24 protein-coding genes and 1 pseudogene are annotated in these 25,387 nt (G+C 66.7%); 8 read left to right on the forward strand and 17 right to left on the reverse strand.

Annotated elements, in window-relative coordinates; genetic code table 11:
* Positions 1 to 30: 30 nt before the first annotated feature.
* Genes AC3ERS_RS32555 through AC3ERS_RS32565 form a run of 3 tightly spaced genes read right to left on the reverse strand, consistent with a single transcriptional unit; the run spans position 31 to position 4,579 of the window.
* The gene (locus AC3ERS_RS32555; protein WP_431971979.1) at positions 31 to 1,743 is read right to left on the reverse strand and encodes an ABC transporter ATP-binding protein; all 1,713 of its coding nucleotides are present in this window, start codon (positions 1,741 to 1,743) and stop codon (positions 31 to 33) included.
* Positions 1,740 to 3,578, reverse strand: a complete 1,839-nt coding sequence (locus AC3ERS_RS32560) for an ABC transporter ATP-binding protein (protein WP_431971980.1) — start codon at positions 3,576 to 3,578, stop codon at positions 1,740 to 1,742. The genes AC3ERS_RS32555 and AC3ERS_RS32560 overlap by 4 nt, the downstream gene beginning before the upstream one ends.
* Positions 3,575 to 4,579: an alpha/beta hydrolase gene (locus AC3ERS_RS32565; protein ID WP_431971981.1), complete on the reverse strand. Its 1,005-nt coding sequence runs from the start codon at positions 4,577 to 4,579 to the stop codon at positions 3,575 to 3,577. The genes AC3ERS_RS32560 and AC3ERS_RS32565 overlap by 4 nt, the downstream gene beginning before the upstream one ends.
* 63 nt (positions 4,580 to 4,642) lie before the next feature.
* On the opposite strand from AC3ERS_RS32565, the gene AC3ERS_RS32570 reads away from it, so the two are divergent.
* The 3 genes and pseudogenes from AC3ERS_RS32570 to AC3ERS_RS32580 all read left to right on the forward strand — a co-directional run bounded on the left by AC3ERS_RS32570 (position 4,643) and on the right by AC3ERS_RS32580 (position 6,590).
* Positions 4,643 to 5,422, forward strand: a complete 780-nt coding sequence (locus AC3ERS_RS32570) for an AraC family transcriptional regulator (RefSeq protein ID WP_431971982.1) — start codon at positions 4,643 to 4,645, stop codon at positions 5,420 to 5,422.
* Between the two features lie 293 nt (positions 5,423 to 5,715).
* Positions 5,716 to 5,933, forward strand: a pseudogene (locus tag AC3ERS_RS32575) (ATP-binding protein); the annotation flags it as partial.
* A 204-nt stretch (positions 5,934 to 6,137) separates the two neighbouring features.
* Positions 6,138 to 6,590, forward strand: a complete 453-nt coding sequence (locus tag AC3ERS_RS32580) for a nitroreductase/quinone reductase family protein (RefSeq protein ID WP_431971983.1) — start codon at positions 6,138 to 6,140, stop codon at positions 6,588 to 6,590.
* 493 nt (positions 6,591 to 7,083) lie between these two features.
* On the opposite strand, the gene AC3ERS_RS32585 is transcribed toward AC3ERS_RS32580, so the two are convergent.
* The 7 genes from AC3ERS_RS32585 to AC3ERS_RS32615 form a co-directional block, all read right to left on the reverse strand.
* Complete coding sequence (locus tag AC3ERS_RS32585; protein WP_431971984.1) at positions 7,084 to 7,956, reverse strand: TIGR03621 family F420-dependent LLM class oxidoreductase; 873 nt, start codon at positions 7,954 to 7,956, stop codon at positions 7,084 to 7,086.
* Positions 7,957 to 8,183: 227 nt separating this feature from the next.
* Positions 8,184 to 9,110 carry an alpha/beta hydrolase family protein gene (locus AC3ERS_RS32590; protein ID WP_431971985.1) on the reverse strand — a complete coding sequence of 309 codons (927 nt, stop codon included), beginning with the start codon at positions 9,108 to 9,110 and terminating at the stop codon, positions 8,184 to 8,186.
* Positions 9,111 to 9,139: 29 nt separating this feature from the next.
* Complete coding sequence (gene frdD, locus AC3ERS_RS32595; RefSeq protein WP_431971986.1) at positions 9,140 to 9,493, reverse strand: fumarate reductase subunit FrdD; 354 nt, start codon at positions 9,491 to 9,493, stop codon at positions 9,140 to 9,142.
* Positions 9,490 to 9,882, reverse strand: a complete 393-nt coding sequence (locus AC3ERS_RS32600; protein WP_431971987.1) for a fumarate reductase subunit C — start codon at positions 9,880 to 9,882, stop codon at positions 9,490 to 9,492. The genes frdD and AC3ERS_RS32600 overlap by 4 nt, the downstream gene beginning before the upstream one ends.
* On the reverse strand, positions 9,879 to 10,622 hold the full coding sequence (locus tag AC3ERS_RS32605; protein WP_431971988.1) for a succinate dehydrogenase/fumarate reductase iron-sulfur subunit: 744 nt from the start codon (positions 10,620 to 10,622) through the stop codon (positions 9,879 to 9,881). Before AC3ERS_RS32605 ends, AC3ERS_RS32600 begins: the two co-directional genes overlap by 4 nt.
* Before the next feature lie 5 nt (positions 10,623 to 10,627).
* A complete protein-coding gene (gene frdA, locus AC3ERS_RS32610; protein ID WP_431971989.1) occupies positions 10,628 to 12,370 on the reverse strand; it encodes a fumarate reductase (quinol) flavoprotein subunit in 1,743 nt (580 codons plus the stop codon).
* A 26-nt stretch (positions 12,371 to 12,396) separates the two neighbouring features.
* Positions 12,397 to 12,630: a hypothetical protein gene (locus AC3ERS_RS32615; RefSeq protein ID WP_431971990.1), complete on the reverse strand. Its 234-nt coding sequence runs from the start codon at positions 12,628 to 12,630 to the stop codon at positions 12,397 to 12,399.
* A gap of 323 nt (positions 12,631 to 12,953) precedes the next feature.
* Between AC3ERS_RS32615 and AC3ERS_RS32620 the strand changes: the two genes are divergently transcribed.
* Positions 12,954 to 13,502 carry a VldE C-terminal domain-containing protein gene (locus tag AC3ERS_RS32620; protein ID WP_431971991.1) on the forward strand — a complete coding sequence of 183 codons (549 nt, stop codon included), beginning with the start codon at positions 12,954 to 12,956 and terminating at the stop codon, positions 13,500 to 13,502.
* Between the two features lie 225 nt (positions 13,503 to 13,727).
* Here AC3ERS_RS32620 and AC3ERS_RS32625 read toward each other — a convergent pair whose 3' ends face one another.
* The 3 genes from AC3ERS_RS32625 to AC3ERS_RS32635 form a co-directional block, all read right to left on the reverse strand.
* Complete coding sequence (locus AC3ERS_RS32625) at positions 13,728 to 14,306, reverse strand: ABC transporter permease (protein ID WP_431971992.1); 579 nt, start codon at positions 14,304 to 14,306, stop codon at positions 13,728 to 13,730.
* A 34-nt stretch (positions 14,307 to 14,340) separates the two neighbouring features.
* A complete protein-coding gene (locus AC3ERS_RS32630) occupies positions 14,341 to 15,378 on the reverse strand; it encodes a medium chain dehydrogenase/reductase family protein (protein ID WP_431971993.1) in 1,038 nt (345 codons plus the stop codon).
* A 97-nt stretch (positions 15,379 to 15,475) separates the two neighbouring features.
* Positions 15,476 to 16,045: a TetR/AcrR family transcriptional regulator gene (locus AC3ERS_RS32635; protein ID WP_431971994.1), complete on the reverse strand. Its 570-nt coding sequence runs from the start codon at positions 16,043 to 16,045 to the stop codon at positions 15,476 to 15,478.
* A 236-nt stretch (positions 16,046 to 16,281) separates the two neighbouring features.
* Between AC3ERS_RS32635 and AC3ERS_RS32640 the strand changes: the two genes are divergently transcribed.
* The 3 genes from AC3ERS_RS32640 to AC3ERS_RS32650 are packed head-to-tail and all read left to right on the forward strand — an operon-like array spanning position 16,282 to position 18,320.
* A complete protein-coding gene (locus tag AC3ERS_RS32640) occupies positions 16,282 to 17,451 on the forward strand; it encodes an MFS transporter (protein WP_431971995.1) in 1,170 nt (389 codons plus the stop codon).
* The gene (locus tag AC3ERS_RS32645) at positions 17,448 to 17,864 is read left to right on the forward strand and encodes a Dabb family protein (protein ID WP_431971996.1); all 417 of its coding nucleotides are present in this window, start codon (positions 17,448 to 17,450) and stop codon (positions 17,862 to 17,864) included. The genes AC3ERS_RS32640 and AC3ERS_RS32645 overlap by 4 nt, the downstream gene beginning before the upstream one ends.
* A gap of 42 nt (positions 17,865 to 17,906) precedes the next feature.
* A complete protein-coding gene (locus tag AC3ERS_RS32650) occupies positions 17,907 to 18,320 on the forward strand; it encodes an ester cyclase (RefSeq protein ID WP_431971997.1) in 414 nt (137 codons plus the stop codon).
* Here AC3ERS_RS32650 and AC3ERS_RS32655 read toward each other — a convergent pair.
* From AC3ERS_RS32655 to AC3ERS_RS32665, 3 genes are all read right to left on the reverse strand, one after another.
* Positions 18,317 to 20,947 (reverse strand): AAA family ATPase, encoded by a 2,631-nt coding sequence (locus AC3ERS_RS32655; RefSeq protein WP_431971998.1) that lies wholly within the window; start codon positions 20,945 to 20,947, stop codon positions 18,317 to 18,319. The genes AC3ERS_RS32650 and AC3ERS_RS32655 overlap by 4 nt on opposite strands.
* A gap of 151 nt (positions 20,948 to 21,098) precedes the next feature.
* Positions 21,099 to 21,782, reverse strand: coding sequence for a maleylpyruvate isomerase N-terminal domain-containing protein (locus AC3ERS_RS32660; protein ID WP_431971999.1), 684 nt, complete (start codon positions 21,780 to 21,782; stop codon positions 21,099 to 21,101).
* A gap of 418 nt (positions 21,783 to 22,200) precedes the next feature.
* Positions 22,201 to 22,746, reverse strand: coding sequence for a carboxymuconolactone decarboxylase family protein (locus tag AC3ERS_RS32665; protein WP_431972000.1), 546 nt, complete (start codon positions 22,744 to 22,746; stop codon positions 22,201 to 22,203).
* Positions 22,747 to 22,887: 141 nt separating this feature from the next.
* On the opposite strand from AC3ERS_RS32665, the gene AC3ERS_RS32670 reads away from it, so the two are divergent.
* A complete protein-coding gene (locus AC3ERS_RS32670; protein ID WP_431972001.1) occupies positions 22,888 to 23,739 on the forward strand; it encodes an AraC family transcriptional regulator in 852 nt (283 codons plus the stop codon).
* Positions 23,740 to 23,814: 75 nt separating this feature from the next.
* On the opposite strand, the gene AC3ERS_RS32675 is transcribed toward AC3ERS_RS32670, so the two are convergent.
* Positions 23,815 to 25,338 carry an FAD-binding oxidoreductase gene (locus tag AC3ERS_RS32675; RefSeq protein WP_431972002.1) on the reverse strand — a complete coding sequence of 508 codons (1,524 nt, stop codon included), beginning with the start codon at positions 25,336 to 25,338 and terminating at the stop codon, positions 23,815 to 23,817.
* Positions 25,339 to 25,387: the final 49 nt, after the last annotated feature.

Below are 25,387 nucleotides of genomic sequence, written 5' to 3' on the forward strand. Positions count from 1 at the left end.
GTCCGCCGAACGTCACGCGGAGATCCTGCTCTAGCTCGCTGTCGGTGTCAGGGAGAGGTTCCACATATCGGCGTAGCGGCCACCGCGGCGCAGCAGCTCGTCGTGGCTGCCCGCTTCCACGACGCGGCCGCGGTCGACGAAGACGATGCGATCGGCTCGTCGCACGGTCCGCAACCGGTGCGCGACCATCACCACCGTCCGGCCCGCCATCAAGTGCTCGACACCCTGGTGGACGGCCGCCTCGTTCACCGGGTCCAATGCGGAGGTGATCTCGTCCAGCAGGACGATGGGCGCGTCCTTCAGCAGTGCCCGTGCGATCGAAACACGTTGTCGCTCACCGCCGGACAGCAATGCGCCACCCTCGCCGACTTTTGTCGCCCAACCGTCGGGTAGCCGCTCGATCACCTCGTCCAATCGCGCCGCGGTGGCTGCTGCCCGCACCTCGGCGTCACCGGCGTCGGGACGGCCGAGGCGCACGTTCTCCTCGATGGTTCCGTCGAAGAGATAGACGTCCTGGAAGACGATGGCGATCTGCGCCATCAACTCCTCGTCGCTGATCCCGCGCACGTCCACACCGCCGATGCGCACCGCTCCCGCGTCCGCGTCGTAGAACCGCGCGAGCAGTTGCAGCACTGTGCTTTTGCCCGCACCCGACGGACCGACGATGGCGAGCCGCTGTCCCTGCGGCACGGACAACGACACGTCGTCGATCACGACGCGACCGCCGTGCCGGAAGGTGACGCAGTCGAACTCGAGGTCGTGGCGTTCCGGCCGGATCGATTCGCGAGGTTCGGGCAGCGGCTCGGTGCGCAAGACCGCATCCAGTCTCGCCAGCACCGAACGCGCGCCGCGAAGTTTGCCGCCGATATCGGCCAGCGACAGTAGCGGATCGGCGCAGCGAGCGGCCAGCACCAGGATCGCCAAAACCTCTGCCGCGCCGGTATTCCCGCCGAGCGTAAGGTAGGCGCCGAGGGCCAGCAGCGCGCTGAACATCGCCTGCACCGTGAGGGTCAGGCCCACCACGCCGGGTAGTGCGGACACGGTCGAACGGCGGGACGCGCGCTCGAGCTCACGCAGCGAGTCGTCGAGCAACCGGAAGCGCTCCGTGGTCCGGCCACCGGCCCGTAGCACCGGCTGCGCTTGGAGATACTCGATGACCCGCCCGGTGGCCTCCTGTGCGCGTTCGGCGCTTTCGGCGTCGCTTGCGGCCGTCGACCGTCGCGTCCGGACTTGAACCGCCGCCACGAGCGGGACGGCGAGCACCGCGGCCAAGCCCATCTGCCAGTTGAAGGCCAGCATGACGACAACGATCGTCAGCGGAGTCACCGCGGCGGCGATGAACGGCGCCAGCAGATGCGCGATCACGCTCATCGCCTCCAGCACACCGCGACTGGCCAGGACGGACACTTCCCCGGTCCGGCTCGCGCTGTACCAGCCGAGGGGCAAGCGGGCCAGGTGATCGCCGAGCCGGTGATACATGCCGCGCAGCAGCGTGGTCCCGGCGCGGAAACCGGACAGGTCGCTGAGATAGCGCAGCACCGCGAAGACCGCGACCGCGACCCCGAACGCGATCAGCCAGGGCCGGGCCTCCGCGGGCGTGCTCCCGAACAGGGCCCGCAGCACCGGAACCAGCAGTGCGTAGGACAGACCCTCGGCGACGGCGGTCGTCGTCATCAGCGCCACGGTGCGGCGCACCGGACGGGCGTACTGGGGCCCCAGCACGCGCAGCAGCATTCGAATCATCGGTACTCGTCTCCTTGCAACGCACCGGAACGGGTTTCGACCTCGTCCGCGATCGCCGATCGATGGGATTGCCAGAACGCGGCGAACTTTCCGCCGCGTGCCACTAGTTCGGCGGGCCTGCCGCGCTCGACGATCGACCCGTTCTCCAGCACCACGACGGTGTCGGCGTCGGCAACCGTCTCGAGTCGATGGGCGATGACCAGGATCGTGCGATCAGCTGCCAGCGTCGAAAGGGCTTGGCGCACCGCCTGTTCGGTCTGCGGGTCGGCGAAGGCGGTCGCCTCGTCGAGCACGAGCACCGGAGTGTCGGCAAGCAGTGCTCGGGCGAGCGAAATCCGTTGTGCTTCACCACCGGACAGTCCGGCATCCGCACCGATCACCGAATCGTATCCGCGTGGCAGCTCGAGGATTCGATCGTGAATATTCGCCAGGCGGGCGGCGCGAACCACGTCGTCGAGGCCGGCATGCGGTACCGCCAGCGCGATATTGTCCGCGACCGACGCGCGCAGCAGTCGAACGTCCTGGAAGACGAAGGACACCATCCGGTAGAGCTCCCGGCTGCCGAGCTCGCGCAGATCGATGCCGCCCACGGCCACCGAACCGTGGGTCGGGTCGAAGAACCGCGGCAACAGCTGCACCAGCGTGGACTTGCCACTTCCCGAAGGACCCACGAGCGCGGTGACGGTGCCGGGCTCCAGCACCAGGTCGATTCCGCGCAGCACCTCGCGCCCTGTGTCGTAGCCGAATCGGACGCCACGCAGTTCCACCCGGTGACCCTCTGGTGTGCGCGGATGCTCGGGCTCCGGCAGCGACGGCACGGCCAGCACATCCCGGATCCGGTCGACCGCGCGCCGGGCGGCCTGCATCTCGTCGAAGCCGTGGCCCAGCGCCGCCACCGGAGCGGTCAGGCCGAGTCCCAGCAGCAGAAACGGGAGCAGATCCGTCGGGGCCAGCGAACCGTTCGTGATGAGAACCGCGCCACCGACCAGCACGATCAGCAGCACGAACGGCGGCGACAGCACCAGCTGCATCCCCGCGGCGATCGGGGCGAGACCGCGCACCCACCGGAAGAAGGTGCCGACGAAATCGTCCACGGCCGTGCGGAATGCGCGATGGGCGCGCCCGGACCCGCCGAACGCCTTGACCACCGCGATCCCCTGCACGAACTCGACGACCGAACTCGCGACCCGCCCCATCGCGACGTCGAACTCCTCCTGCTCACGAAGCCGGGTCGGGGTCATCATCAGCGGAACCAGCGCCACTGCCAGCACCACCGGAATCAGCGTGATCAGCGTCAGCCGCCAGTCGACGGTGAACAAGTAGATCAGCGACACCAGCGGCACCACGAAAGCCGAGACCAGCTCGCCAGGGGTGTGGGCGATGAACGGGTGCACGGCGCTCACATCGTCGCCCACCAACTGCGCCAGCTCACCCGTTCTGCGGCGGGAGAACCAGCCGATCGGTACACGCCCCAGCTGCGCGGCCAGTTGCCGACGTAACGACAGTTGCACCCGGCCGTCGAGTAGATGCCCGATCCCGGACGACGCGGCGGTGAACAGCAACCGGACGAACAAGCCGCCCGCGCCCGCGAACACGACAGTCCAGACATGGCCGTCATCGATGGGACCGGCCGACACCAGGGTTCGCCCCAATTCGACAACCGCCAGCAACGGGGCCAACCCCGCGACAGCGCCGATGACTTGCAGGATCACCACGGCGGCGAAGCTGCCCAGATAGGGGCGCAGGAGTCGGGAAATGCTCTGTCCAGCAGCGGAATCCGCCTCAGGGCGCAGCGGGGGCAGCACCCTCGCCTCGGCGATTTCGGTGGTAGTCATGGCCGCCGCGCCTTAGCCGTCCCCGTCGCCACACTGTCCGAGCGCTCCAGCAGGTGGCGGCGCAGAAAGGCGAGGATCTCGGCGCGGGCGGGCCGGGCCGCCGGGACCAGTCCGGGCATACTCAGGAAGGCGTGCACCGCTTCCGGATAGCGAGTCAGCGTCGCCTCGACTCCCGCGTGCCGCAACCGCTCGGCGTAGGCCGGTGCCTGATCTTCCAGCGGGTCGGTACCTACGGCTTGGACGAGGGTAGGGGCGAGTCCCGCGAGGTCGTCGCTGTGCACTGGTGAAATCGCACGAGGGTCGAAGGATTCGGGAAGCGCGATGCGTTGCACCGCACGGCAATTGGCCGGTGTCGCGGTTGGACTGTCCGCGTTCTCGGTGAACGAGGGGTATTCGAAGACGCGCTCGGTCCAATCCAGCTGCGGATTGATCAGCACTTGGGCGCGCACCGGCAGTCCCAGTTCGACCGCCCGGATCGCGGTGAGTGCCGCGAGCGTAGCTCCCGCGCTGGCGCCCAGCAGGGCGATCCGAGTGGGATCGGCTTCCCACCGCGCGGCCTCGTCGACGATGTGCGATACGGAGTCATAGGCGTCCTCCACGGGCGCGGGCACGGGGTGCTCGGGCGCCAGCCGATAGTCGACCGAGACGACCACGGCCGGACATTCGGCCGCGAGGTGACTGAGAAGCCAATCGTCCTGGTCCGGTGCGCCGAGAATCAATCCGCCGCCGTGGAACGCGACGATCAGCGGCAGCGCCGAGCCACCCTGCGCGGGCCGGTACACGCGCGCACTCAGCCGACGCCCTGGCAGGGGGAGAGTGTGTGTCGTGATCAGCGCGCCACGGTCGGGCCTGCCGGTGACGATTTTGCCCAGCGCGGACCGGCGCTTGCGGTGCTGCGCTTCACGCACCTCGATGACCTGGGCCGGGGTGATCGAATCCCAATCCGGTTCGGTCGAGAGCGCGGACAGAATCCGCACCCCCAGGGGAACTTTACCTCGCATGACTGTCTCCAGACTCCTCGTCGACCGCCGGGTTCCAGCGGCCGTACCGATACCCTGGCAAGCGTGACCATCGACGCGCTTTCGGAAATCTGCGGTCCGGCACGGACGCCGGTGGCGTGGGTGCGGCCCGGTCACGTCGGCTACATCGGGCCGGATCTCGGCGTCGACCCGCATTCCCCCTCGGTCGCGATGCTCAGCGTCGGCCTGGACGCGCCGCTCGTCCTGCACACCGCGCACGGGCCGAGACACACCGGCAGTTCATTCGCCCCCGCCCGCACGACGCAGCGCATCGTCGCCACCCGGGGATGGATTCTGGTGCTGTTCGTCGACCCTGCGGGTGCGCCCGCCACGGCTATCGCCGACGAGATGACCACTGCCGCAGGCCCTTTCGGCCTCAATCATCGCCGAGAGCGTGAGCTCGTCGAGCTGTGCCGTAGCCCCATCGTGGACCCGGACCGCATCTACGCCCGCGCCATCGCAGGCCCCGCACCCGTCACCGATCCACGCATCGAGCAGATCGCCGCCACCATCCGCAGCGACCCTGCCCGCCCCTTCCGCGCCGACCACATCGCCGCGAACCTGGGCCTGTCCACCACCCATTTCCTCCGCCTGTTCACCCAGCAGTGCGGCACCACATTCCGCGGCTATCAGCGGTGGAACCGCATGATCCACACCGTCCGCGGCGCCGTCGGCGGCCACGACCTCACCCGATCCGCCCTGGACGCCGGCTTCGCCACCCCTTCCCACTTCAGCGAAACCTTCCGCGACATGATCGGCCTGTCCGCCACCAAAATGCTGCGCGCCGGCATCCACTTCGATCTCGGAACCTCGCCCGCGCCATAGGATTCGCGATCTCCCGGCTGGCCACAACGCCCTGATGTGGTTGGAGCAGGTCCGGTTCGACGGACTGCGTTGGGAAACAATCAGCAGATCTCGCTGCGCACCAACGAGTATTCGGTCCCGGTCCGGTTCATCGACCGTCAGGTCCGGTCCTGCTGCGCGCCTCGGGACTGGTCGTCTACGACGGAAAGACCGAGATCGCCCGCGACGAACGGCTGCTGGCCAAAGGTGGATCCCGGCTGGAACTGGATCACTATCTGGAAGGGTCGCTGCGCAAACCCGGAGCCCTGCCCGGGGCAATCACCGAGCGCGAGGAGAAGAACAGTGTCGCCATCGCATCCAACGACAGCTACTCCGGATGGACGAAACCTTCACCGACCCGCGGCTCTGCGCGGCGATCATCGACAGGTTGACCTTCGGCGGGCACATCATCGAAACCGGCACCGACTCCTACCGGCTCGCCCATACGCGCGCTGGCAAAGCTGATCCCTCAGTGCCGCCGGTGATTCCGTGAACAGGATCCGACGCCATTGGAATACGAACCGCCACAAGCTCTCGAGCCGCAACAGGTAACAGTTGAGATCCGCGGAGCGACAGCATCGTCGGCGGGTGGAGCGGCATCACTGGATGATGCTGGCGACGTTGTTCGCGTTGGGTCTACCGATCAGCCGAGGTGAGCAGTCCAGACCAGGATGGTCTGGCGGGGAGGACAACAGTTATGGCGCAGGACACCGATGCATGGCTTCGCAAGGTCAAGAGGTTCAACAAGGTGATCATCTGGCTGCAGAAAATGGGGATCGCCCTTGGCCCTCACCACTTGATCACCACGACCGGACACCGCACCGGCCAGCCCCGGATCGCGGCGATCGGGGTGATTCCTATTGCGGGGCAACGCTACATTTTCCAGGCATACCCGAAGGCCGCGTGGGTCGCGAACGTTCGCGCAGCGCAGACTGTCACCCTCTCTCGCGGCCGCCGATCCTCGGTCGTGAAGTTGGTCGAGTTGCCCGTCGAGGAACGCCGGCCAATACTGCGTGACCACATCGCGAACAGTCATGCACGAGTCGGCAATCTGTTCGTCACGACCGGCTTGGTCGAGGATCCGACCCCACAGGCTGTTGCCGACGCCGCGGATCGGATCGCCGTATTCCGCATCGCGGCCCAGCCCTAGTTCGAACTCGACGGCGCTGGGCGCCAGAATCCGCACACGCACGTCACTGCGACACAAACAGCACCGTTCGGCCGACACGCTGGCCGAACGGTGTTCATTTTCGCGACCAGAATCCGACGCCAAGCCGTCCGACTGATTCCAGGTTTCACGACCAACCGGCACCACAATTCGGTTCTGGCCCACTTTCCGTGACGAAAGGTGTTGTGCCGCAGAACCCCAGATCTGGCGTCATCGTTGCGCGGCCGTGGGAAGCACGCGTTTTCGTAGCAGTGGAAGGCCAGCCCTGCCGAACATCTGCCTCTTGATCATTTTGATGTGATTGACCGGGCCCTCGACCGGACCGGAGTTCCAGCGCATGGTCAGACCGGCACCGTGCGCCGGTGTCGGAGCGAGGCGGGCGCAACCGGCCAACGCGCGCTATTCGAACCAGTGAGACCGTGATCCGGCTGGATGTCGTCCTGCTGGCGGCCCTGCTGCAACCGCTCGGGCCGGGCTACTTCAGTAGTTCGATGACCGGTGCGAATCTCTCCATAGCCGGTTCCTGCACAGTGAAATACGTGATTCCGTGGCGCTCGCGGAATTCGCGCACGTTTTCGGCGATCTGCCGAGGAGTGCCGATCATGACCGTGGGGGTGGCATCGATCTGGTCGTCGGTGAATCCGGGCAGAAACGCGCGCACCTGTTGGCCAAGGGTGTCGCGTTCGGACGGGGAGGCCACGCCCCAGATGGCGACGTTGATTTCCACCTGATCGCGACGCTCACCGAGCAAGCCGCGCACGTACTCGGCGCGTTCGGCGAGCGTGTCCGGGTCGGCGGCGGTCGGCAGCCCGGATTTCGCGGGCACGGCACCGGACAGACTCACCACATCGGCGTGCTGAGCGGCCATGCGCAGCAACCGTTTTCCCCATCCGGCGATCAGCACCGCCGGGCCTTCCGGACGCGTGGGCGCCGGCCGGTAGCCGGGGTCGGCGTAGAGCTTGCGCATGGTGAGCACAGTCTGCTCGACATGGTCGATGCGGGCGCCTGCGCCCGCGAACGGTATTGCGGCGGCGTCGAATTCGCCTTCTACGTATCCCGCGCCCAGCCCCAGCTCGACCCTGCCTCCACTGAACTGGTCGAGTGCGGCGATATCGCGAGCGAGCAGCACCGGATTGTAGAACGGCGTGTTCAACACGAAGGTGCCCAGCCGAATTCGCTCGGTAGCCTGCGCCGCCAGCAGTAACGTCGGCAACGGAGCCAGCACACCGAGGTGATCGGGCACCGCGAGTACGTCGTAACCGAGCATCTCCGCACGGCGAGCTTGACTTACCCACTTCGAAGGCGAATTCGGGAACGCAATGTTGACCCCGAAGCGAAAACCAACCATGTTTCGTTTCTACCACCACCCGCGCAGTCGACACTGCACCAGCGTCTCGTCGGCAGCGGACCCGGACCACTCGGCAAGGCGGACACCACGACGCACTGCCATGCCGCTGGGCGCTCGTTGGTCGACTGTCCGAAATCTGGCTCGGATCGATTGGGTGGCAAGGACCTTCGCTCGCAGCCATGGGGTTGCGGCGGGTACTCGCACGGGGGCCGCGGCTCCAGACCTGATCACGGAAAGTGGGCCAGAACCCAAAATTCCACGACCAAAGCCACCTGCTGATCGCAGAAGGACATCTGCTCGGTCCCCGAGACTCGAAGCGGCAGTTTCAGCCCGGTGTTGGCCGTCCAATACGGCTCCCAGCCGGGTTGGCCGTACCAGGGCGAGGACTCACTGGCGAGCAACAGCAGGGGCCGGTCTGTCCCCTCGACAGCGACCGAGCCCAGGACGGGGCCGTCCAGGTTCACGCCCGCACTGATGCGGGAGTCATCATGCAGGGCTTGGATTGTGGTCGAACCGCCTAGCGAGTGGCCGAACATCCCGACCCGCGACAGGTCCATGCTCTCTGCCAGACGGGCCGGCAGGACGCGACCGTCTCGAGTTGTGGGCGCGGCGAGTCGATCCAGCACGAACCGGGTGTCGGCCACGCGTGTCGGCAGGAGGAGATCCCGCAGAACCTCCTGGGGTGAATCCAGCGGAACCACCGTGTTCTCGACCCTGCCGTCGGGGAATTCGACGGCGAAGGCTTCGTGTGTGTGATTGAGTGCGACCACGATATAGCCGTGGCTGGCCAGATCTTCGGTCTGGGCGGTACTCCAGCCGGTGGTGTCGCCCATGCCGGGTGAATTCAACAGGACCGGAAAACGACCGCCGTCTGTGCGGGCGGGTTGATCCCGGTAGCTGTGGCTCGGCGCGAGTTCCCAATGCTCGGAAACACCGAGACTGGTGAGATAGGTGTGCTGGGCCTGCCTGCCACCGTGCGGCATCCAGGGATCGACGGGCACCCCGGTCGCCATATCGGCCGGATACCAGATCTGCACCATCAACTCGCGTCGGCGACTGGTGTCCCACGGGTCGACGCGGCTCGGGTCGACCCTGTGCAGGTCGGTGACTCCGACCGGATATGGGCCGGTCGGGGCCGGAATCGAGAGTGTCACTCAGCATCGCCTAGCGCCACTGCGGTCGTTCAGACGCGCAGCAGGAGGTAAGCGGCGGTTCCCGAGCCGATGACGGCGGCTCCGTAGCAGACCAGGATGATCAATGTACTGAACTGCTCGAGCCGCAAGCCGTGCTGCAGCGCGTACCGGAAGCGGTGTGCCCAATGGAACAGAGCCAGCGCACAGAGTCCGAAAAGGACCAGCCGGGTGACAGGATGACGCAACACCGAGAGCAGGTGTGCGTGGTCCGGCACAGAAAGCCAGTCCAACGGGAAGGCGAGGCCGAACAGAAACAGCAGCACCGGTATGAGCAGCGCGGCGGCCATCCCACCGACGCCGAACAGTATCCACGCGAACGGTTCCAGGGATCTCTTGTTCGTCATCGCAGCACCACCACCAGCACGAGCGCCGTCAGCAGACCCCACAACAAATAGTGCAGTCCGACGATCACGACCGGTGCGACGCGCCGGTTCCGTACCCGCACCGCCATCGCTTTGGGCGCGAGGTCGAACCAGGTGACCGTGTGCAGCAGCACGAACAGCAGGGCGACCGTGTTCAGTGCAACGACCCACCAGTTGGCGCTCCAGCTCAGAAACCGTTGGTATTCCTCGCTTCCGGAACTGACCGCATGGATCAGAAGCAGGAAATACACCACGAACCAGGCGACGAACACGCTGCTGAGTTCGCGCAGGGCGAAGAACAGGTATGAGCGGCGTCGCGCCCACCAGAAGGTGGAGACCGGCTTTCGGTACAACTGGGGTGTCGTGGTCATCGTGCCCGCCAAGGCATGAGGAGATCTCGGAGCGATTGGGTGGCCGCCGTCAGCTTGTAGCGCTGGATCGCACCGGCCGGGTCGACCCCCTTGGGGCAGGCGGTGGTGCACTCGCCGACGAACGTGCAGGACCATACGCCCTCGGCGGAGGCGAGCACGTCCCGCCGATCCTCGGCTCCTTCGTCGCGCGAGTCGAGGTTGTAGCGCTGGCCCAGCGCGATCGCCGCCGGACCGATGAACTCGGGCTCGAGCGCGAAGACGGGACAGGCCGAGTAGCAGAGCATGCAATTGATGCACATGCTGAATTGCTTGTAATCGTCCATTTCGGACGGTGTTTGCAAATACTCGCCGTCATCGAGTGGCCGGTGTTCCTCCCTGATCAGCCATGGCTTGACCGCGGTCAGCTTGTGCATGAAGTCGCTGATCTCTACGACGAGATCCCGGATCACCGGGAAGTTGCGCAGTGGCTCGACCCGCACCGGCCCCGGTGCGTAGTCGGTCAGGAAAGTGGCGCAGCTCAGTTGTGGGTCGCCGTTGACGGTCATGCCGCAGCTGCCGCAGATGCCCATCCGGCACGACCACCGATACGACACGGTTCCGTCGAGATAGTCCTTGATGTAGTTGAGGCCGTCGAGCACCGTCCATTCCTTGCGCAGCGGAACCTCGTACGACTGCGGTACCGGTTCGTCATCTCGATCCGGTCGGTAGCGTGCGACCTGCAGGGTTATCCGGTCCGCCATCGCCATCACCTCCCATATACGCGTTCGCCCGGAGGCCAGCGAGTAATCGTCACCGGGAGGTACGAGACGCGGCTCGAACCGTCCGGCTGCCGATGGATCATCGAATGGGCCAGGAACCGCTCGTCGTTCCTGGCGGGGAAATCGGTCCGCTGGTGCGCGCCCCGGGATTCCTCCCGTGCCAGCGCGCAGGCGATGATGCATTCCGCCACGTCGAGCATGCACGAGAGTTCCAGCACCGCAACCAGTTCGGTGTTGAACGCCCGGCTGTGGTCATCGAGGCAAGCCCTGCCGAACCGATCGCGAAGCTCGCGCACCTTGTCGGCTCCCTTGGCGAGGGAGTCGCCGTCCCGGTAGATCCCGGCACTGGTCTCCAGCGTCTCTTGCATTTCGGTGCGGATATGCGCGATGCGTTCGGATCCCTCGGTATGTCGCGTGAGATCCCGTTCCAGCCGGTCCTGTTCGGCGCGGCCGAGCGCGAGAACCGCCTGCGTCTCGCGGGCAGTGGCCGAGCTCGCGTACTCGGCGGCGGCGCGACCGGCTCGCGCACCGAAGACCAGCAACTCGGGCAAGGAGTTCGACCCGAGCCGGTTCGCGCCGTTGATACTGACGCAGGCGACCTCGCCGACGGCGTACAGGCCCTCCAGCGGTGTCGCGCCGTGGATGTCGGTATGAATACCGCCCATCATGTAGTGGACTACGGGACGTACCGGGATCAGCTCCCGTACCGGGTCGATGTTCTGGTACTTCGTGCACAGCTCGCGTACGAACGGCAGTTTCGTGTCGATGAGATCCGCACCGAGGTGGCGTATGTCGAGATGGACGACGTGCCCGTACGGTGTGCCGATGGTCCGGCCCTTGTCGAATTCGTGCACGAAGGCCTGCGAAAGCCGGTCGCGTGGCCCGAGTTCCATACTTCGCATCACCGGCTTCGGTGAGGGGGTCCCGAGGTCGTAATCCTGCAGGTAGCGATAACCGTCCTTGTTGAGCAGCCAGCCGCCCTCCGCGCGCGCTGCCTCGGTGATCAGGATGCCCGTGAACGGGAGGCCGGTCGGGTGGTACTGAACGAACTCCATGTCCTTGAGCGGCGCGCCTGCCCGGTACGCCAACGCCATTCCGTCGCCGGTGTTGATATTGGCGTTGGTGGTGAACGGATACACCCGGCCGCAGCCGCCGGTGCACACGATGACTGCGCTGGCGAGAATGGTTTCGACACGGCCGGTGGCGAGTTCGATGGCAACGACGCCGCGTACCCTGCCGTCGTCGACGAGCAAGGTTGTGGCGAACCACTCGTCGTACCTGACGATGTCCCGATACGACAGTGCGGTCTGGAACAGGGTGTGCAGCAAGTGGAAGCCGGTCTTGTCGGCTGCGAACCACGTGCGGTTGTTGGTCATACCGCCGAACGCCCGTACCGCGATGTGCCCGTCCGGCCGACGGCTCCATGGGCAGCCCCAATGCTCCAGTTGGAGCAGCTCCCGCGGCGCCTCCTCGACGAAGGCCTCGACGGCGTCTTGGTCACAGAGCCAATCGCTGCCGGAGACCGTGTCGTAGGCGTGCTCGTCGAGGCTGTCGCCTGGACCGGCGACAGCGGCAGCCCCACCTTCAGCGGAGACGGTGTGGCTGCGCATCGGGTAGACCTTGGAGACGATCGCGATACTCAGGCGCGGGTTGTGTTCCGCGATGGCGATGGCCGCACGCAGGCCCGCGCCGCCCCCGCCAACGATCACGACATCGTGAGAAGCGGTCATGGTGGCACCACCCGGGCGTCGTCGGTTCAGGCCTCGAAGTCGGCGCTGTGCTCGTCCATCAGGACCTTGCCGTCATGGCGGACCGTTTTGATCCGAACGCTGCCGTCGTGGTATTCGTGCCGAATCCGGCGGCAGCCGCAGTCGTAACGCAGATCGTCGATCACCAGGCCCGCTTCGTCGTCTTCGCGGTGGCGAGCCCCGCCCCGCTGTTTCCCGCATGGGGCGCGTTCGGTGCTGAACTGCTCGGTGATGCTGAGCACGTCCACCTCCCGGCTAACCGGTGGCACACCTTACTGATCGGTGTAAGACACCTAAGCGTACGCGCCTTGCGCCGAGGCCGCAGGAGGCGTTCTGGGTCTCGCGAAGGTGCTCACCTGCGACGATGCGTTGTCGACGAACCGATTCGGGTTCCGGCCCCATCTGCTCGACGTGACAATTTCGCGACCATTTCGTAATGTATCGGTGATCATCTTCCCGACAGTAGCCGGTAACCGACATCATGCCTGGTCAACATCGAAAACAGACCGCAGCCTGGAAGCGCACCGCCCTGGCTGTGTGTGGCGCTGTGGCGACTGTCGCCGTCGTGCTGTGGGTGGCGATCCGACTGAGCCCGGCCGCCCAGCCCGCCGCCTCGGTCGATTCGCCGCCGTCGTCCGCCGCCGCAACCCCGGTCCCGACCGCTGTGCCACCGCCAGCTCAGATAGCGGCGGCGGCGGTCGCCGCCGAGCCGCCACTCCCGTCGGAAAAGACGGCCCAACAGCACCCGCCCTCCCTCCCGTGCTCGACGGAACTCGCCGGCGCGCAACCGCATGTGGCCCAGGTGGGCAACCTGCTCAAGAAGACGTTCGGCCTCACCGATATCGGCGGCGCCATCGGCCGGGGCGACGGCGACCACGGCGCCGGGCTGGCGCTCGATTTGATGACATCCGATTCCGCCCGCGGCGACGCGATCGCCGAATTCGTGCTGGCCAACAAACAGCGCTTCGGTGTGACCTATGTGATCTGGCGGCAGCGGTACAACGACGGCAACGGTTGGTCGTATATGGAAAACCGCGGCAGCCCGACCGCCAATCACTATGACCATGTGCATGTGTCGTTCGCTCAGGCTGCCCATGTGGACGTGACTTGCTGATTGCGCGCCATGCCGATACCTTCCCGGATCGAGCATCGGCGTGGGGGAGTCCGGCCCCTCTGCCGGACGCAGACTTGTTTACTTGCCGTGCATTTGAAGCATCGCGCCATGCCAGCCCTCGCCTGGACTGCCGCTAGCCGTCGAGACGAGGTCACAGCGCGAAGGAGCGCCGCTTCGGACGATGACGTTCGAAGCAGCGCTCTTGCCGCGGCAGTCGGCGTGTGATCAGGCGTGCGCTGCTGCCAGGCGGCGTGGCTCGAGGATCGCGGCGAGCAGGTAGCTGCCTCCGCCGGCCAGTGCCAGCAGCCAATACAGGTTGGCGCCGTGGAAGAACAACGCGGCGCCCGACATCAGGGCGAGCCACGCGCCGAGGGAGTACTGCAGGACATCGCGGTAGGCGACGCCGCCAGCGAGGTGGAGCAGACCGACAACCACACCGGAACCGGTGGGCCAGAGCAGAGTCTGGATCGCCGGGTCGCCGATGACCGAACTCAGCGCTGTGATGACGACGAAGAGCGCGCCGAAGCCGATCACCCACGACGCAGCGAGCAGGCCGGAGACAAGGGGGTCGGCCGTGGCAGTGCGACGTGCCCGCCCGGCGGCGGCGCCGGTGATGGCCAACGCCGCGAGCAGACCCCCTCCCAGCAACAGCATCGGCACAGGACCGGGCAGGTCGACGAGCGGGTCGTCGCCGTGGGCCAGGGCGAAGGCGCCGTGGCCGACGAACCAGGCCGCACCGAAGCTCAGATAGGAGGAGCGGTTGTCCAGGATGGTGCGCGCGGACGCCGCGATGAGGTGGGACATGACAGTTCTCCAATGATGTGGGACGAAGACGGTTTCAGGCTTCGAGGGCGGGAACGAGCACGACCTTGCCGATGACCGTGCCGGATTCGGCCAGTGCCAGCGCACGGGCGGCTTCGGTCAGCGGAATGCGGGCGGCGACCTGTGGACGCACTGTTTCTTGCACGGCGAGCGCGAACACCGATCCCAGGTCTTCGGCGATCCGGTGACGGAAGCGGCCGGCATTGCGCTTGCCCGCCCAGATGTTGAAGAAGTGGGCATGGCGGCGGTTGGGCAGCGCGTTCCACCACAGCAGCCTGGCGAACAGCTTCAGCACCGGCAGGCGCGAGTCTCCCGCGACATCACGAGTCGAGGCGGTGCCATAGGAGACGAGGGTGCCGCCCGGGGCGAGCAGTCCAAACGAGTCCACGATGCCGGAGCCGCCGACATGGTCGAACACGGCATCGACCCCGCCCGGGGCCAGCGCCCGTACCTCGGCGGCCACGTCGCCGCGGTAGTCGATCCAGCTCGCGCCGAGCGCCTCGACCGCGGCGCGGTTGCGCGGCGATGCCGTGCCCAGGACTCGGATCCCCGCCGCACGGGCCAGCTGGACCAGTGTCGAGCCGACGCCCCCGTTGGCGCCGTGGACCAGAATCGTCGCACCACGGGGCACCGCAGCGGTGCGGTGCAGCATCTGCCAGGCCGTAATCCCATTCACCACCAGGGTTTCAGCTTCGGCGGCGCCCAGACCGGCGGGCACGGGGACAACGTCCGCGGCGTCGAGCAGGATGTGACTGGACCAGCCCCCGATCTTGGTCAGCGCGGCGACCCGCTGTCCGATCAGCGCGGGGTCGACCGACGCACCCGCCGCGGCGACGATGCCGACCAGGTCGTAGCCGGGCACGAACGGGAACGGCGGCTGGTCGTAGTACTTGCCCCGCCGCATTTGCTGCTCGGCGAAGGAAACGCCGGATGCCTCCACCGTGACGAGCACCTGCCCGGCGGCGGGCGCGGGCAATTCACGTGTAGTGACGAGCAGGCCGTCGGGATCGACGGTGCCGGGGAGAACGATCTCGGTGGCGTAGACGGTGGACATGGTGGAACCTCCTTATCATGAGTGACTGTTCACTCACTCTGGCTGTCAAAGAAATGCCCCCGAAGGGGCAGGGTGGTCGTTGCGTGGTCGCGCCGGCTCAGCGGGCGGCTGGGTGGCGGATGCCTGCGGTCAGCAGGGCGGCCCAGTCGCTGGTGTCGCCGTCCAGCCCTAGCGTGGTGATGAGGTGGCAGAGCTGGCCGTAGGCCATGAAACGCTGCACCTGTTCGTCGGTGGCGTCGGATCGTTGTTTGGCGAAGCGCGTCGTGCGGGCCAGGCCGCGGCGCATCGCGTCGGCGACCTCGGGGATATCGGCAGCGGACTGGGCGTGCACCTGCAGCATCAACAGGTTCTTGTCGCCGATCAGTTCGGCATAGGCGCCACCCATCTCGTGCAGGATCTGCTCCGGGCTCACCCCTTCGGCGCGGGCGGCCCCGGCCGACAGCGCCTTCTCGACGAGCTCGAAGCAGCGATCCAGGGCTGCGACGAACAGTGTGGTTTTGCCGGGGAACAGCTTGAACACATAAGCCTGCGAGATCCCCGCCTTGGTGGCTACCGCGCTGATCGGCGTGCCGTGAAATCCGGCACGGGCGAATTCCGCGATCGCCGCGTCGATCACCACGTCGCGTCGAGCATCCGAGGTCGAGAGGGTGGCACCGGGCTTCGTCATGTGAGTGACTGTACACTCACTCTCGGATGATGTCCAGCCACAGGCACGAAACCCCGATTCCGTTGTGGGCGTACACCTCTACCGCTCGGGCGTAGACGAATTCGGCAGGTCGGTCACTCGTGTCGGTGAAAACCACCTACGCGATTCCCGCGATGCGAATAGGTAATTCTCGCCGACGCGAAACACACTGTGCCACTGGAAGTCTCCCTCTCGTCACCGAACGACGAGGAGGAACGATGACCACCGCCCGGCACGCACCCCCGCGGGTGGCCCAGGCGACGCTGCTGGCCGCGGCCACGCTGACCATCATGGCCGCGGCCATCATCGCGCCGAGTCTGCCCGCGATGACCGAGGTCTTCGACACGGCGGATGTCATGGTCAGGCTGGCCCTGACGGTCACGTCGCTGGCGATCGCCATCAGTGCTCCGCTGAGCGGCACGGTCGCCGACCGCGTCGGGCGGCGACCGTTGCTCATCGGCAGCTTGGCGCTCTACGCGGTGGCGGGCACCGCAGGCTATTTCGTCTCCGATCTGGCCGTGCTGCTGGCCACCCGGGCGCTGCTCGGCGTCGCAGTCGGCGGGATCATGACCGCGGTCAGTGCGTTGATCACCGACTGGTTCGACGGACCACGGCGTGCCTCGTTCCTCGGGATGCAGCAGGCGGCGGCGAGCTTCGGCGGAGTGGTGTTCTTGCCACTGGCCGGTGTGCTGGCCGGCCTGGACTGGAAATTGCCGTTCTGGATCTACGCCGTGTCCGCACTGATCCTGCCGTTCGCCGTGCTGACGATCGGTGAGCCCGCCCGCGCCGCCACACCCACCGCGGCGTCCGGCGCGGCGCGGAAGTCGTTGCGCATCTACGGAATCTACGCACTCGCCCTGGTCGCGACACTCGCGTTCTACATGGCACCGACCCAATTGCCGTTCCTGCTCACCGATTTCCACGTCGGCCCCGCGGTCACCGGAATCGTGGTCGCCGGGAGCACACTGACCGGCGTCGTGGGTGCGCTGGCCTTTCCGGCCCTGCGCGGCAGGCTCACACCCACCACCATCACCACCACCAGCATCGGCCTGCTGGGGCTGGGCTGGCTGGTGATCGGCACCGCGGGATCTGTCGCGCTGATCGTGGCCGGACTGCTCGTCGGCGGCATCGGCGTCGGCCTCGTTGTGCCCAACCTGAACCTGCGCCTTGCCGACCTGGCAGCCCCGGAGCGGCGCGGCCAAGTCCTCAGCGGACTCGTCACCGGGATCTTCCTCGGCCAGTTCCTGTCACCGCTGGCCGTGCAACCACTCATCCAGACCATCGGCGTCGCTGACACTTTCGCTCTCAGCGGTGTCGCGATGACCGTGGGCGCGGCCCTGGCCGCGCTGTTCGCCCTGCAACAGAACAAGAACAGGAAAGTCGCATGATCTACCACGGCAACCGATTCACCATCAAGCCCTCCGCCACCCCCGAACAGGTCGAAGAGGCGCTCGAGAGCCTGCGCAACCAAGGCCGGGTCATCCCGTCGGTGAAGTCCTTCGTCGTCGGCCCCGACTACGGCGGCGAATACCACTACGGCGCGGTGTTCGCCATCGAGGACCTCGAGGGCTACTGGGAGTACCTCGTGCATCCGGCCCACCTCAACACCGACCGGGTCGGGCTGCCCCTGGTGGACAAGTTCGTGTCGTTCGACATCACCGACGACGAGGACCCGCAGCTGGCCGACAAGATCGCCGAGCTGCACCAGCGCCGCTACGACACCATGCCCGACATCGGCAAGCTCGTCTCCGAGCTCGGCGAATACAGCGGCAGCGCCGCCCCCGGCCAGCACGGCGAATAGCCCCGCCACCGACCGCTGACCGAACGAAGGAGGACCAGAACAATGTCCTACGACAAGATCGCCCAAGCATGGACCGACATATGGAACGGTGACCTGTCACTGATCGAAGGCACCGTCCACCCGGATTTCGTCTCCCATGCGGCACCGCTGCTGGGCGGACCTCCCGCAGACGCTGCCGGCCGCGACAACCTCGACACCTGGGTCGGTGGCATCCGGGCAGCTGTCCCCGACCTCCGCTTCACCGTTCAGGTCGGGCCACTGGTCGACGATCCCTATCTGGTGCTGCGTTGGCTCGGTCGCGGGACCTACCAGTCCGGTTTATCCGGTGCGGCGCCCGGACCGACTCCGATCGAGTTCTTCGGCACCGACATCCTGAGGGTGACCGACAACCTGATCAGTGAGTACTGGGCCAACGCCGACAGCATGTGGGTTGTCCAGCAGCTGGGCATTTCCTAAGGCTTCAGGTCGGGCATCTCCCGCAGCTGCCTGCGGGAGGTGATGCCCAGCTTGCGGAAAATGTTGCGCAGGTGGGCATCGATCGTGCGAGGGCTCAGGAAGAGCCGGTCGGCGACCTCTTTGGTCGTCGCACCGGCGGCCACGAGCCGCGCGATGTGCATTTCCTGCATGGTCAGCTCGTCGTGGGTGCGGGTGGAACGGCCGCCTGCCTGGGCTCCGGTGGCCCGCAGTTCGTCTGCGGCACGACGGGCGAACGCTTCCATCCCCAACTCCGACAGCCGGTTGTGCGCACTACGGAGCCGTTGGCGTGCATCCAGCCTGCGGTTCTGGCGGCGCAACCATTCCCCGTACAGCAGCTCGGTCCGGGCAAGGTACGGCGCGAGCCGGGTTCCGTCGAAGATCTCGATGGCTTCCAGATATGCCGGTTCGCCCCCGGTGACGAGAGCGCGGGCGCACGCGGTGACTCCGGTGGCCCACACCGTGCCGCTCGGCTGGGTGCGTTCGGTCAGTGCCGCCAGCGCGGCCTCGGCTTCGGTGCTGCGGCCGCAGTGCACGGCCGCCTCGATCAGTTCCGGCAGGGCGATGCCCGCGAGGAACAGGTCACCACCGGCTGCGGCCTGCTGAGCGGCGGCCAGCGCCGCCGGATAGTCGGCCAGACCGTTGCCCAGGACCGACTGGGCCCAGTGGATGTTGGCGATGAGCTGCCCGGCGCCGCGCGCGTCAGCCGCCGCTGCGGCCGCATCGAAGAGTTCGCGCGCTTCCTGCCGACGGCCGCGGACGGCGGCCAAATGCAGCCGCGGATACATCATCGGTGGCGCGCCGACGGCGTCGGCGATCGCTTCCTCTTCCGCGATCGCCGACATCGCCACGGCGAAGTCGCCGGTGTGCACGGCGCCGGAAGCCACCTGGGCAAGGCCGAGCCGCAGCATGACCGGCGCGCCGGAACCACGACCGGTTTTCATGATCCACTCGGTGATCACGTTGTGCGCGTCGATGTCCCACAGTTCGGCCGCGACCATCGTGGCCAGTGCGGGACGGGCAGCGAACGCGCCGACATCGGTGACGACCGACCGCAGTAAGGGCGCCGCCGCCCGGTGCCCCTGGGTGGTCAGCATGAGCAGCGCGTCGAGGATGTCCGGCGGTGCCGGAGACTGTGGGGCAGAACCTGCTTCACGTATCACCGAGTCCATCACCCCGCTGGCGTGGCCGACTGCCAACGCCATTTCCAGCGCGTCGAGGTAGCAGTCGCGCGACCATGCCGGATCCAAAGCGGCCAGCCGCTGCGCGGCACGGAGCATGAAACGCGGGCCGTCCCCGTCGCCGTGCCGACTGAACGCGATCTGCCCGCGCAACAAATCGACTCGCGCGAGCACCCCGTCGTCCAAGCCGCTGGTGTCCACGGTGGTCAGCAGATCCGAGGCTGCTTCGACAGCGCCTGCTTCCAGCGTGACCCGCACGGCCGTGAGTGTGCGCCCTGTGCGTTTGGCAGGGTCCAGCGACAGTGCTGCGGCGCGTTCGAGGAACGCTGCTGCGGCCGCGACGCCGCACCGGGCCTGAGCCCGGGACGCGGATGCTTCCAGTTCAGCGGCAACGGCTTCGTTCGGCCCGGCACCGGCATGAGCTCGGTGCCAGGCGCGGCGGTCGGCGTCGGTGACCGGATGGGTTACCTCAGCGAGCGCTCGGTGCACCGTATGCAATTCCGTTGCGTCAGCAGCCCGGTAGACAGCCGACCTCGCCAGCGGATGACAGAACCGCACCCGCGTGCCGAATTCGATCAGGCCCGACACTTCCGCAGCGCTGCTCACATCGACATCGATGCCGAGTTCGCGGGCCGCCGCCCACAACAGGGCGGGGTCGCCGGTCGGCTCGGCACTGGCGAGTGTCAGCAGTAACTGCACCGCGGCAGGCAATGCCGCCAACCTGGCCTGGAATCCACGCTCCACCCGGTTCGCCACCGACGACGTCTGGGGGAGAGCGAATCCATCGGTGCGCGGCAACTCCAGCAGCGCCAGCGGGTTACCGCGCGCCTCGGCGAGGATCCGGTCACGCACCCGAGAATCGAGCGTGGACTGCAGCAGCCCACGCGCCTCGTCGTCGGTCAGACCCTCCAGTTCCACACCGGGAAGCTCATCGAGCCCCTGGCGAGCCGCGAGGACCATCGCGACCGGTTCCGAAGCGATCCGGCGGGCAAGAAACATCAACGCCTTGGTCGATGCATCATCGAGCCAATGCGCGTCGTCGATCACACACAGCACCGGGCGATTACGCGCAGCCCCGCCGATCAACTCCAGGACCGCCAACCCGATACGAAACATCTGCGGCGCGCCGGTGGCCTGGCCGAACGCAACTCGCAGGGGCTCCGGCATCTCGTCCACCCGCCCCAACACCGGCACGCACAGCTGGTGCAGTGCAGCGAACGGCAACTCGGATTCGAACTCCGACCCCGATGCCTGCAGCACGAGAAACCCAGGCGCTCGGCCGATCTGCTCGAGCAGGGCGCTCTTACCGATGCCCGCTTCTCCCCGCAGTACCAGCACCCCGCCCCGGCCCGCGGCAGCCGAGCGCGTCAGCCCCTCCAGTCGGCCGATCTCGTCCTGTCTACCGACCAACGCCGAACGATTCTGCACAGCGCGCAACCTACTCGACACCGCAGTCGACTGCCGCCGGGGCCGATTCAGTGTTGAGCACTGGTGTCCGAAGGGGGACTCGACCACTACGCACACGACGAAACCACCGGTGCTCGCTGAACGAATGTGATTCCGTCACAACCCCATACAACTAGCCGAACCGTCTCCAGGTGATGTTCAGGCGCGCGAGTTCGGCTGACTCTCCGGTGGACAGCGCGGCGCGGCCGCTGGCTTTGGCCAACGCCGTCCGGCGGTCCCAACCCAGATGGGTAGCGGCGGGCTCGATCTGCAAGAAATCGCCCACGACCGCGGCGGCTTCGTGTGTAGTCCATGCCGACTCGCCGAGTGCGATGGCCATGTCGAGGCCGTGCAGAACCAGTTCGACAACGCGGGTGATCATGAACTCGCTCAACAACATCCCGTCGCCCCATCGGGTGGTGATCAGGCGATCGGCGGGTTGCCCCGATATCGCCGTGTCGGTTCGTCGCCAAGTGTCGTCGAATGCCGCGGTGATCGCGGCCGCGTTCGGATAAGCGGCGGCGTCGCGTTGGGCCATGCGCACCCGCTCGGCATTGGCAGCATCGTCGAAGATCGCCGACCGGTAGTAGTCGGCGGCGGCGATATCCGCTCGAGGTGGCGCGGGCGCGGCGAGCCCCGCGGGGACACGGGCAACAGCGGAGGTGATGTGCACCGCCAATTCGGCGACATTCCATGGCGGGCACGGAGTCGCCAGGGCGAATTGCGCCTCGGTCAGCTCGCCGAGCACCTCGCACAATCGAGAGCTCTCCGCACGGAAAGCCTGCGGCACACCATCTTCACCGGTCGTGTCGGACATGGCAGCACGAGGCCGGTCAGCATTCATGATCAACAGTGCTCCTGGTCATTGCACAACTATCGCCTGGGCAGTTCACCCTTCTCATCTTCGCCTGCGAACCCCTCATCTTGGTCGCGAGCCAGCCCGATCCTCGCGGCCCGCATGGTCTCGGCCACACGACGTTTCGACGCAGCAGGCGGCGACGGCGGTTTGGATCAGGCGGGATTCCTGGCGGTGGGGACTCCCGGACCGCTGGGGCGGTCGGGCTGGTTGCGAGTCCCGAGGAGGCGGGCGCACGTCCGAGTGGATGCGCGCCCGCCGCGGAACGATCTACGACGCCAGCGACTCTCTTTGGCACGTCGCGCTGATCGCCGCACTGATCGGGGCTGTCATCGCGCTATGACGTCGGCGGGATGACACTTCCGGTCGACGTCGAACATCAGTCGGCCCGCCGCAGGCCGACCGTGGGGAAGTCGACCGGGACTGCGAGGGCGATATTGATGTAGTTGGTGAACAGGTTGAGCGCGACCTGCCCGATAACCTCGACGATGTGCTCATCGCTCCAACCCTGATCACGCAGCGCCTGCACTTCCTCTGCCGTGACCTGGCCGCGCCTCTCCACCAGTTTCAGCGCGAAGCCTAGCAGTGCGGCCGTGCGAGGGTCATCGGAGTGGCCGGTCTGCGCGGCCTCCAGCGCCGCACGGCTCACCCCGGCCTTGCGTCCGAGAGCGGTGTGCGCGGCCAGGCAATACTCGCACGAGTTGCGGTTGGCGACGGCCACGGCGATCTGCTCGCCGAGCGCCGGCCCGAGAGCGCCGCCGCCGAAGGCGCGGAACGAAGCCCACATGCTCGTCAGAGCGGCAGGCGAGTTCGCGACGGCTCGGAACATCGCGGGCACGGTGCCGAACGCGGCATGGATCTGATCGAGCTGGTCCTCGACGGTTCCGGTCGCGGACTCACGCTCGGCAAGGGGGACAAGAGACATGGGCATTCCTTCAGTCGTGTTTCCAATGACGACTCCCGCAGGTTCCCGGCGGGCGACGCACCCTCAGACTGTCAGGATCAGCTGGACGAATTAATGCATATCATCTTGAATTCGTACCATATCGTCCGGCACACTTGATCCGTGTCTTCCCTCGACCGGCTCTCGCCTCTGCTCGAACGGTTCCGGGTGCGGACCCGCCTGTTCCATACCGGACCGTTGTGTGGCGTGACGACCTTCGACGCACAACCGGGACGAGGCTTCCTCCACGTGCTCCGGCACGGTGAGATGGAAGTGACACACCGAGGCGTCAGCGGTCGGCTGGAAAAGCGACGGATCGACAAGCCCAGCCTGCTGTTCTATCCACGCCCGCTGGAACACGCCTTCCGCAACGCACCCACCGAGGACTCCGACTTCGCCTGCGCAACACTCGACTTCGACGGCGGCCCGACCCACCCCCTCGTACGCACGCTCCCGCCCGTGATCGTGCTCCCACTGGACGCCGTCAGCACCCTCGAACCAGCACTCGATCTACTGTTCGCCGAGATCGACGATCTGCGATGCGGCCAACGACTGCTGGCCGATCGGCTCTTCGAAGTCGTCCTCATCCAGCTCTTCCGCTGGATTCTCGACCACGTCGACGAGCTCGCCCTGCCCACCGGCCTGCTGACAGGGCTCGCCGACGAACGCCTCGCCCGTACACTCGTCGCCATCCACGAGTCACCTGGGCGGGCCTGGACGCTCGCCACAATGGCGCAGGAAGCACGTATGTCCCGCAGTTCCTTCGCCGCCCGTTTCAAAGAGATGGTGGGCCAGCCACCCGCCGAGTACCTGACCGGATGGAGGATCACGGTCGCCCAGGATCGGCTTCGCGCCGGTGCCTCGATTGCTCGCATCGCCACGGAACTCGGCTACGCCAACCCACCGGCGTTCTCGCGGGCTTTCACACAAAGACTGGGATGCTCACCGCGCGCATGGCTGGCTACCGCACTCTGAGTCGGCGTCGGACATCGGCGCCGCCACTCTGCAGTCGGCACACCAATGATGCTCCTACCTGCGGAAATTCGCAGATCAGTGTGACGCGGGCGGGATGCTCTGCTCGTACTGGAAGACGTTGTGGGGGTCGTACTTCGCCTTGATCCTGCGCAGCCGCTCGAAGCGCTGGCTCCCCCAGTAGGCGGTCTCCCACTCTTGCATTCCGATGTTCGGCACGTTGACGTAGGCGCCGTCCACGTATGGCCGCAGCGCCTGGCTGAACTCAGCGGTCCATGCCTGGGCCTGCGAGGTCAGCGGGTCGCCGACGCCTGGTTGTGTCGAACGAGTCCCCCAGGCCGCGCCGATCTCGCCGTAGAAGAGCGCGTCGCGATGCGCGAACGCCGTGCCGCCGGGGGGCTCCCTCTTGATCGCCCCGCCGAAGGCATCGACGAAGTAGTTGCTCTCCTCTGTGGGAGCGTTTCGCATGAAGTCGCCGATGATGTCGATCGCCTTCTTCGGGAACCGCTCTTCGACGAACTCCGAGAAGAACTTCCAATTCGCGGGCTCTTGCGCGAGCGGGACCTGGGCTCCCGCGAAGATATCGCCCCAGTTACCGACCTGCACCGTGACATCGGGCGTGCCGACCGACAGGATCGGAGCCAGCATCTCTCTGGCCTGTGCCGCTGCCCCGTTCACAAGCCACGCGGACAGCAGGATCTGGGACTTGTGGATCTCGAGCTCGGATCCCAGACGGCTGTCGGCAGACGGTACCGCACGCTGCCACGCTTCGAAGACCCCGTACAGGTCCCCGAGTCCATCCCATACCGCCTGCACAGAGGCGAGATGCTCGAGCGGATGCACCTTATAGGTGAGTTGTGTGACGATCCCGAAGTTGCCGTTTCCCGCCCCGCGAAGCGCCCAGAACAGGTCCGAGTGGTGCTGTACGTCCGCGTTGATCACCTCGGCACAGTCGTGACCCGACGGGACGACGACCTCGGCCGCCATCAGGCTGTCGCAGGCCATGCCGAGCCAGCGGTTGAGGGGCCCGAGGCCACCGCCGAGCGTTGCGCCACACAGGCTCACGCTGCCCTCGCTCCCGGTTGTGACCGCAAAGTTCTGCTTCGCGAGCGTCGTCACCGCTTCCAGTTGGTTCAGCCCAGCACCGACCGTCGCGATACGAGCGCCAGGGTCGATCTGGACCGACTTCAGCTGGCTGACGTCGATTACGACGCCGTTGTCGATGTTCGACCAGCCTTCGAGGGCGTGGCGGCCGCTCCGCACCCGCAGCGCGATGTCGTGCTGCCGCGCCCACGTCAGGGCGTTCACCACGTCCTGGGTTTCCTGTGCGAAGGCGATGACCAGCGGATAGTGAGAAAAGAGCTGGTCCCAGCCGAGTCGCGCATCCGTGTACGACGCGTCACCCGGGCGGACGATGTGGCCGGTCAGCGTCGCGGGCGGGCATCCCGGGCTTTTGCTCGGGTGGTCCGCGGCCTCGATTCCCGGGGAGCTTGCGTCCGCAATATCCGGCGTGTCTGCGGCCGTGAGGCCCGAGACGACGACTGCTCCAACGCCAGCGGCAGCCGACGTCCTGAGCAGGTCACGGCGAGAAAGATCGCCCAAGGTTCAGATCCTCTCCATCGATCTACGCCAGTACCGGGCTGCCAGGGGA

It is taken from the genome of Nocardia sp. bgisy134 (assembly GCF_057708325.1).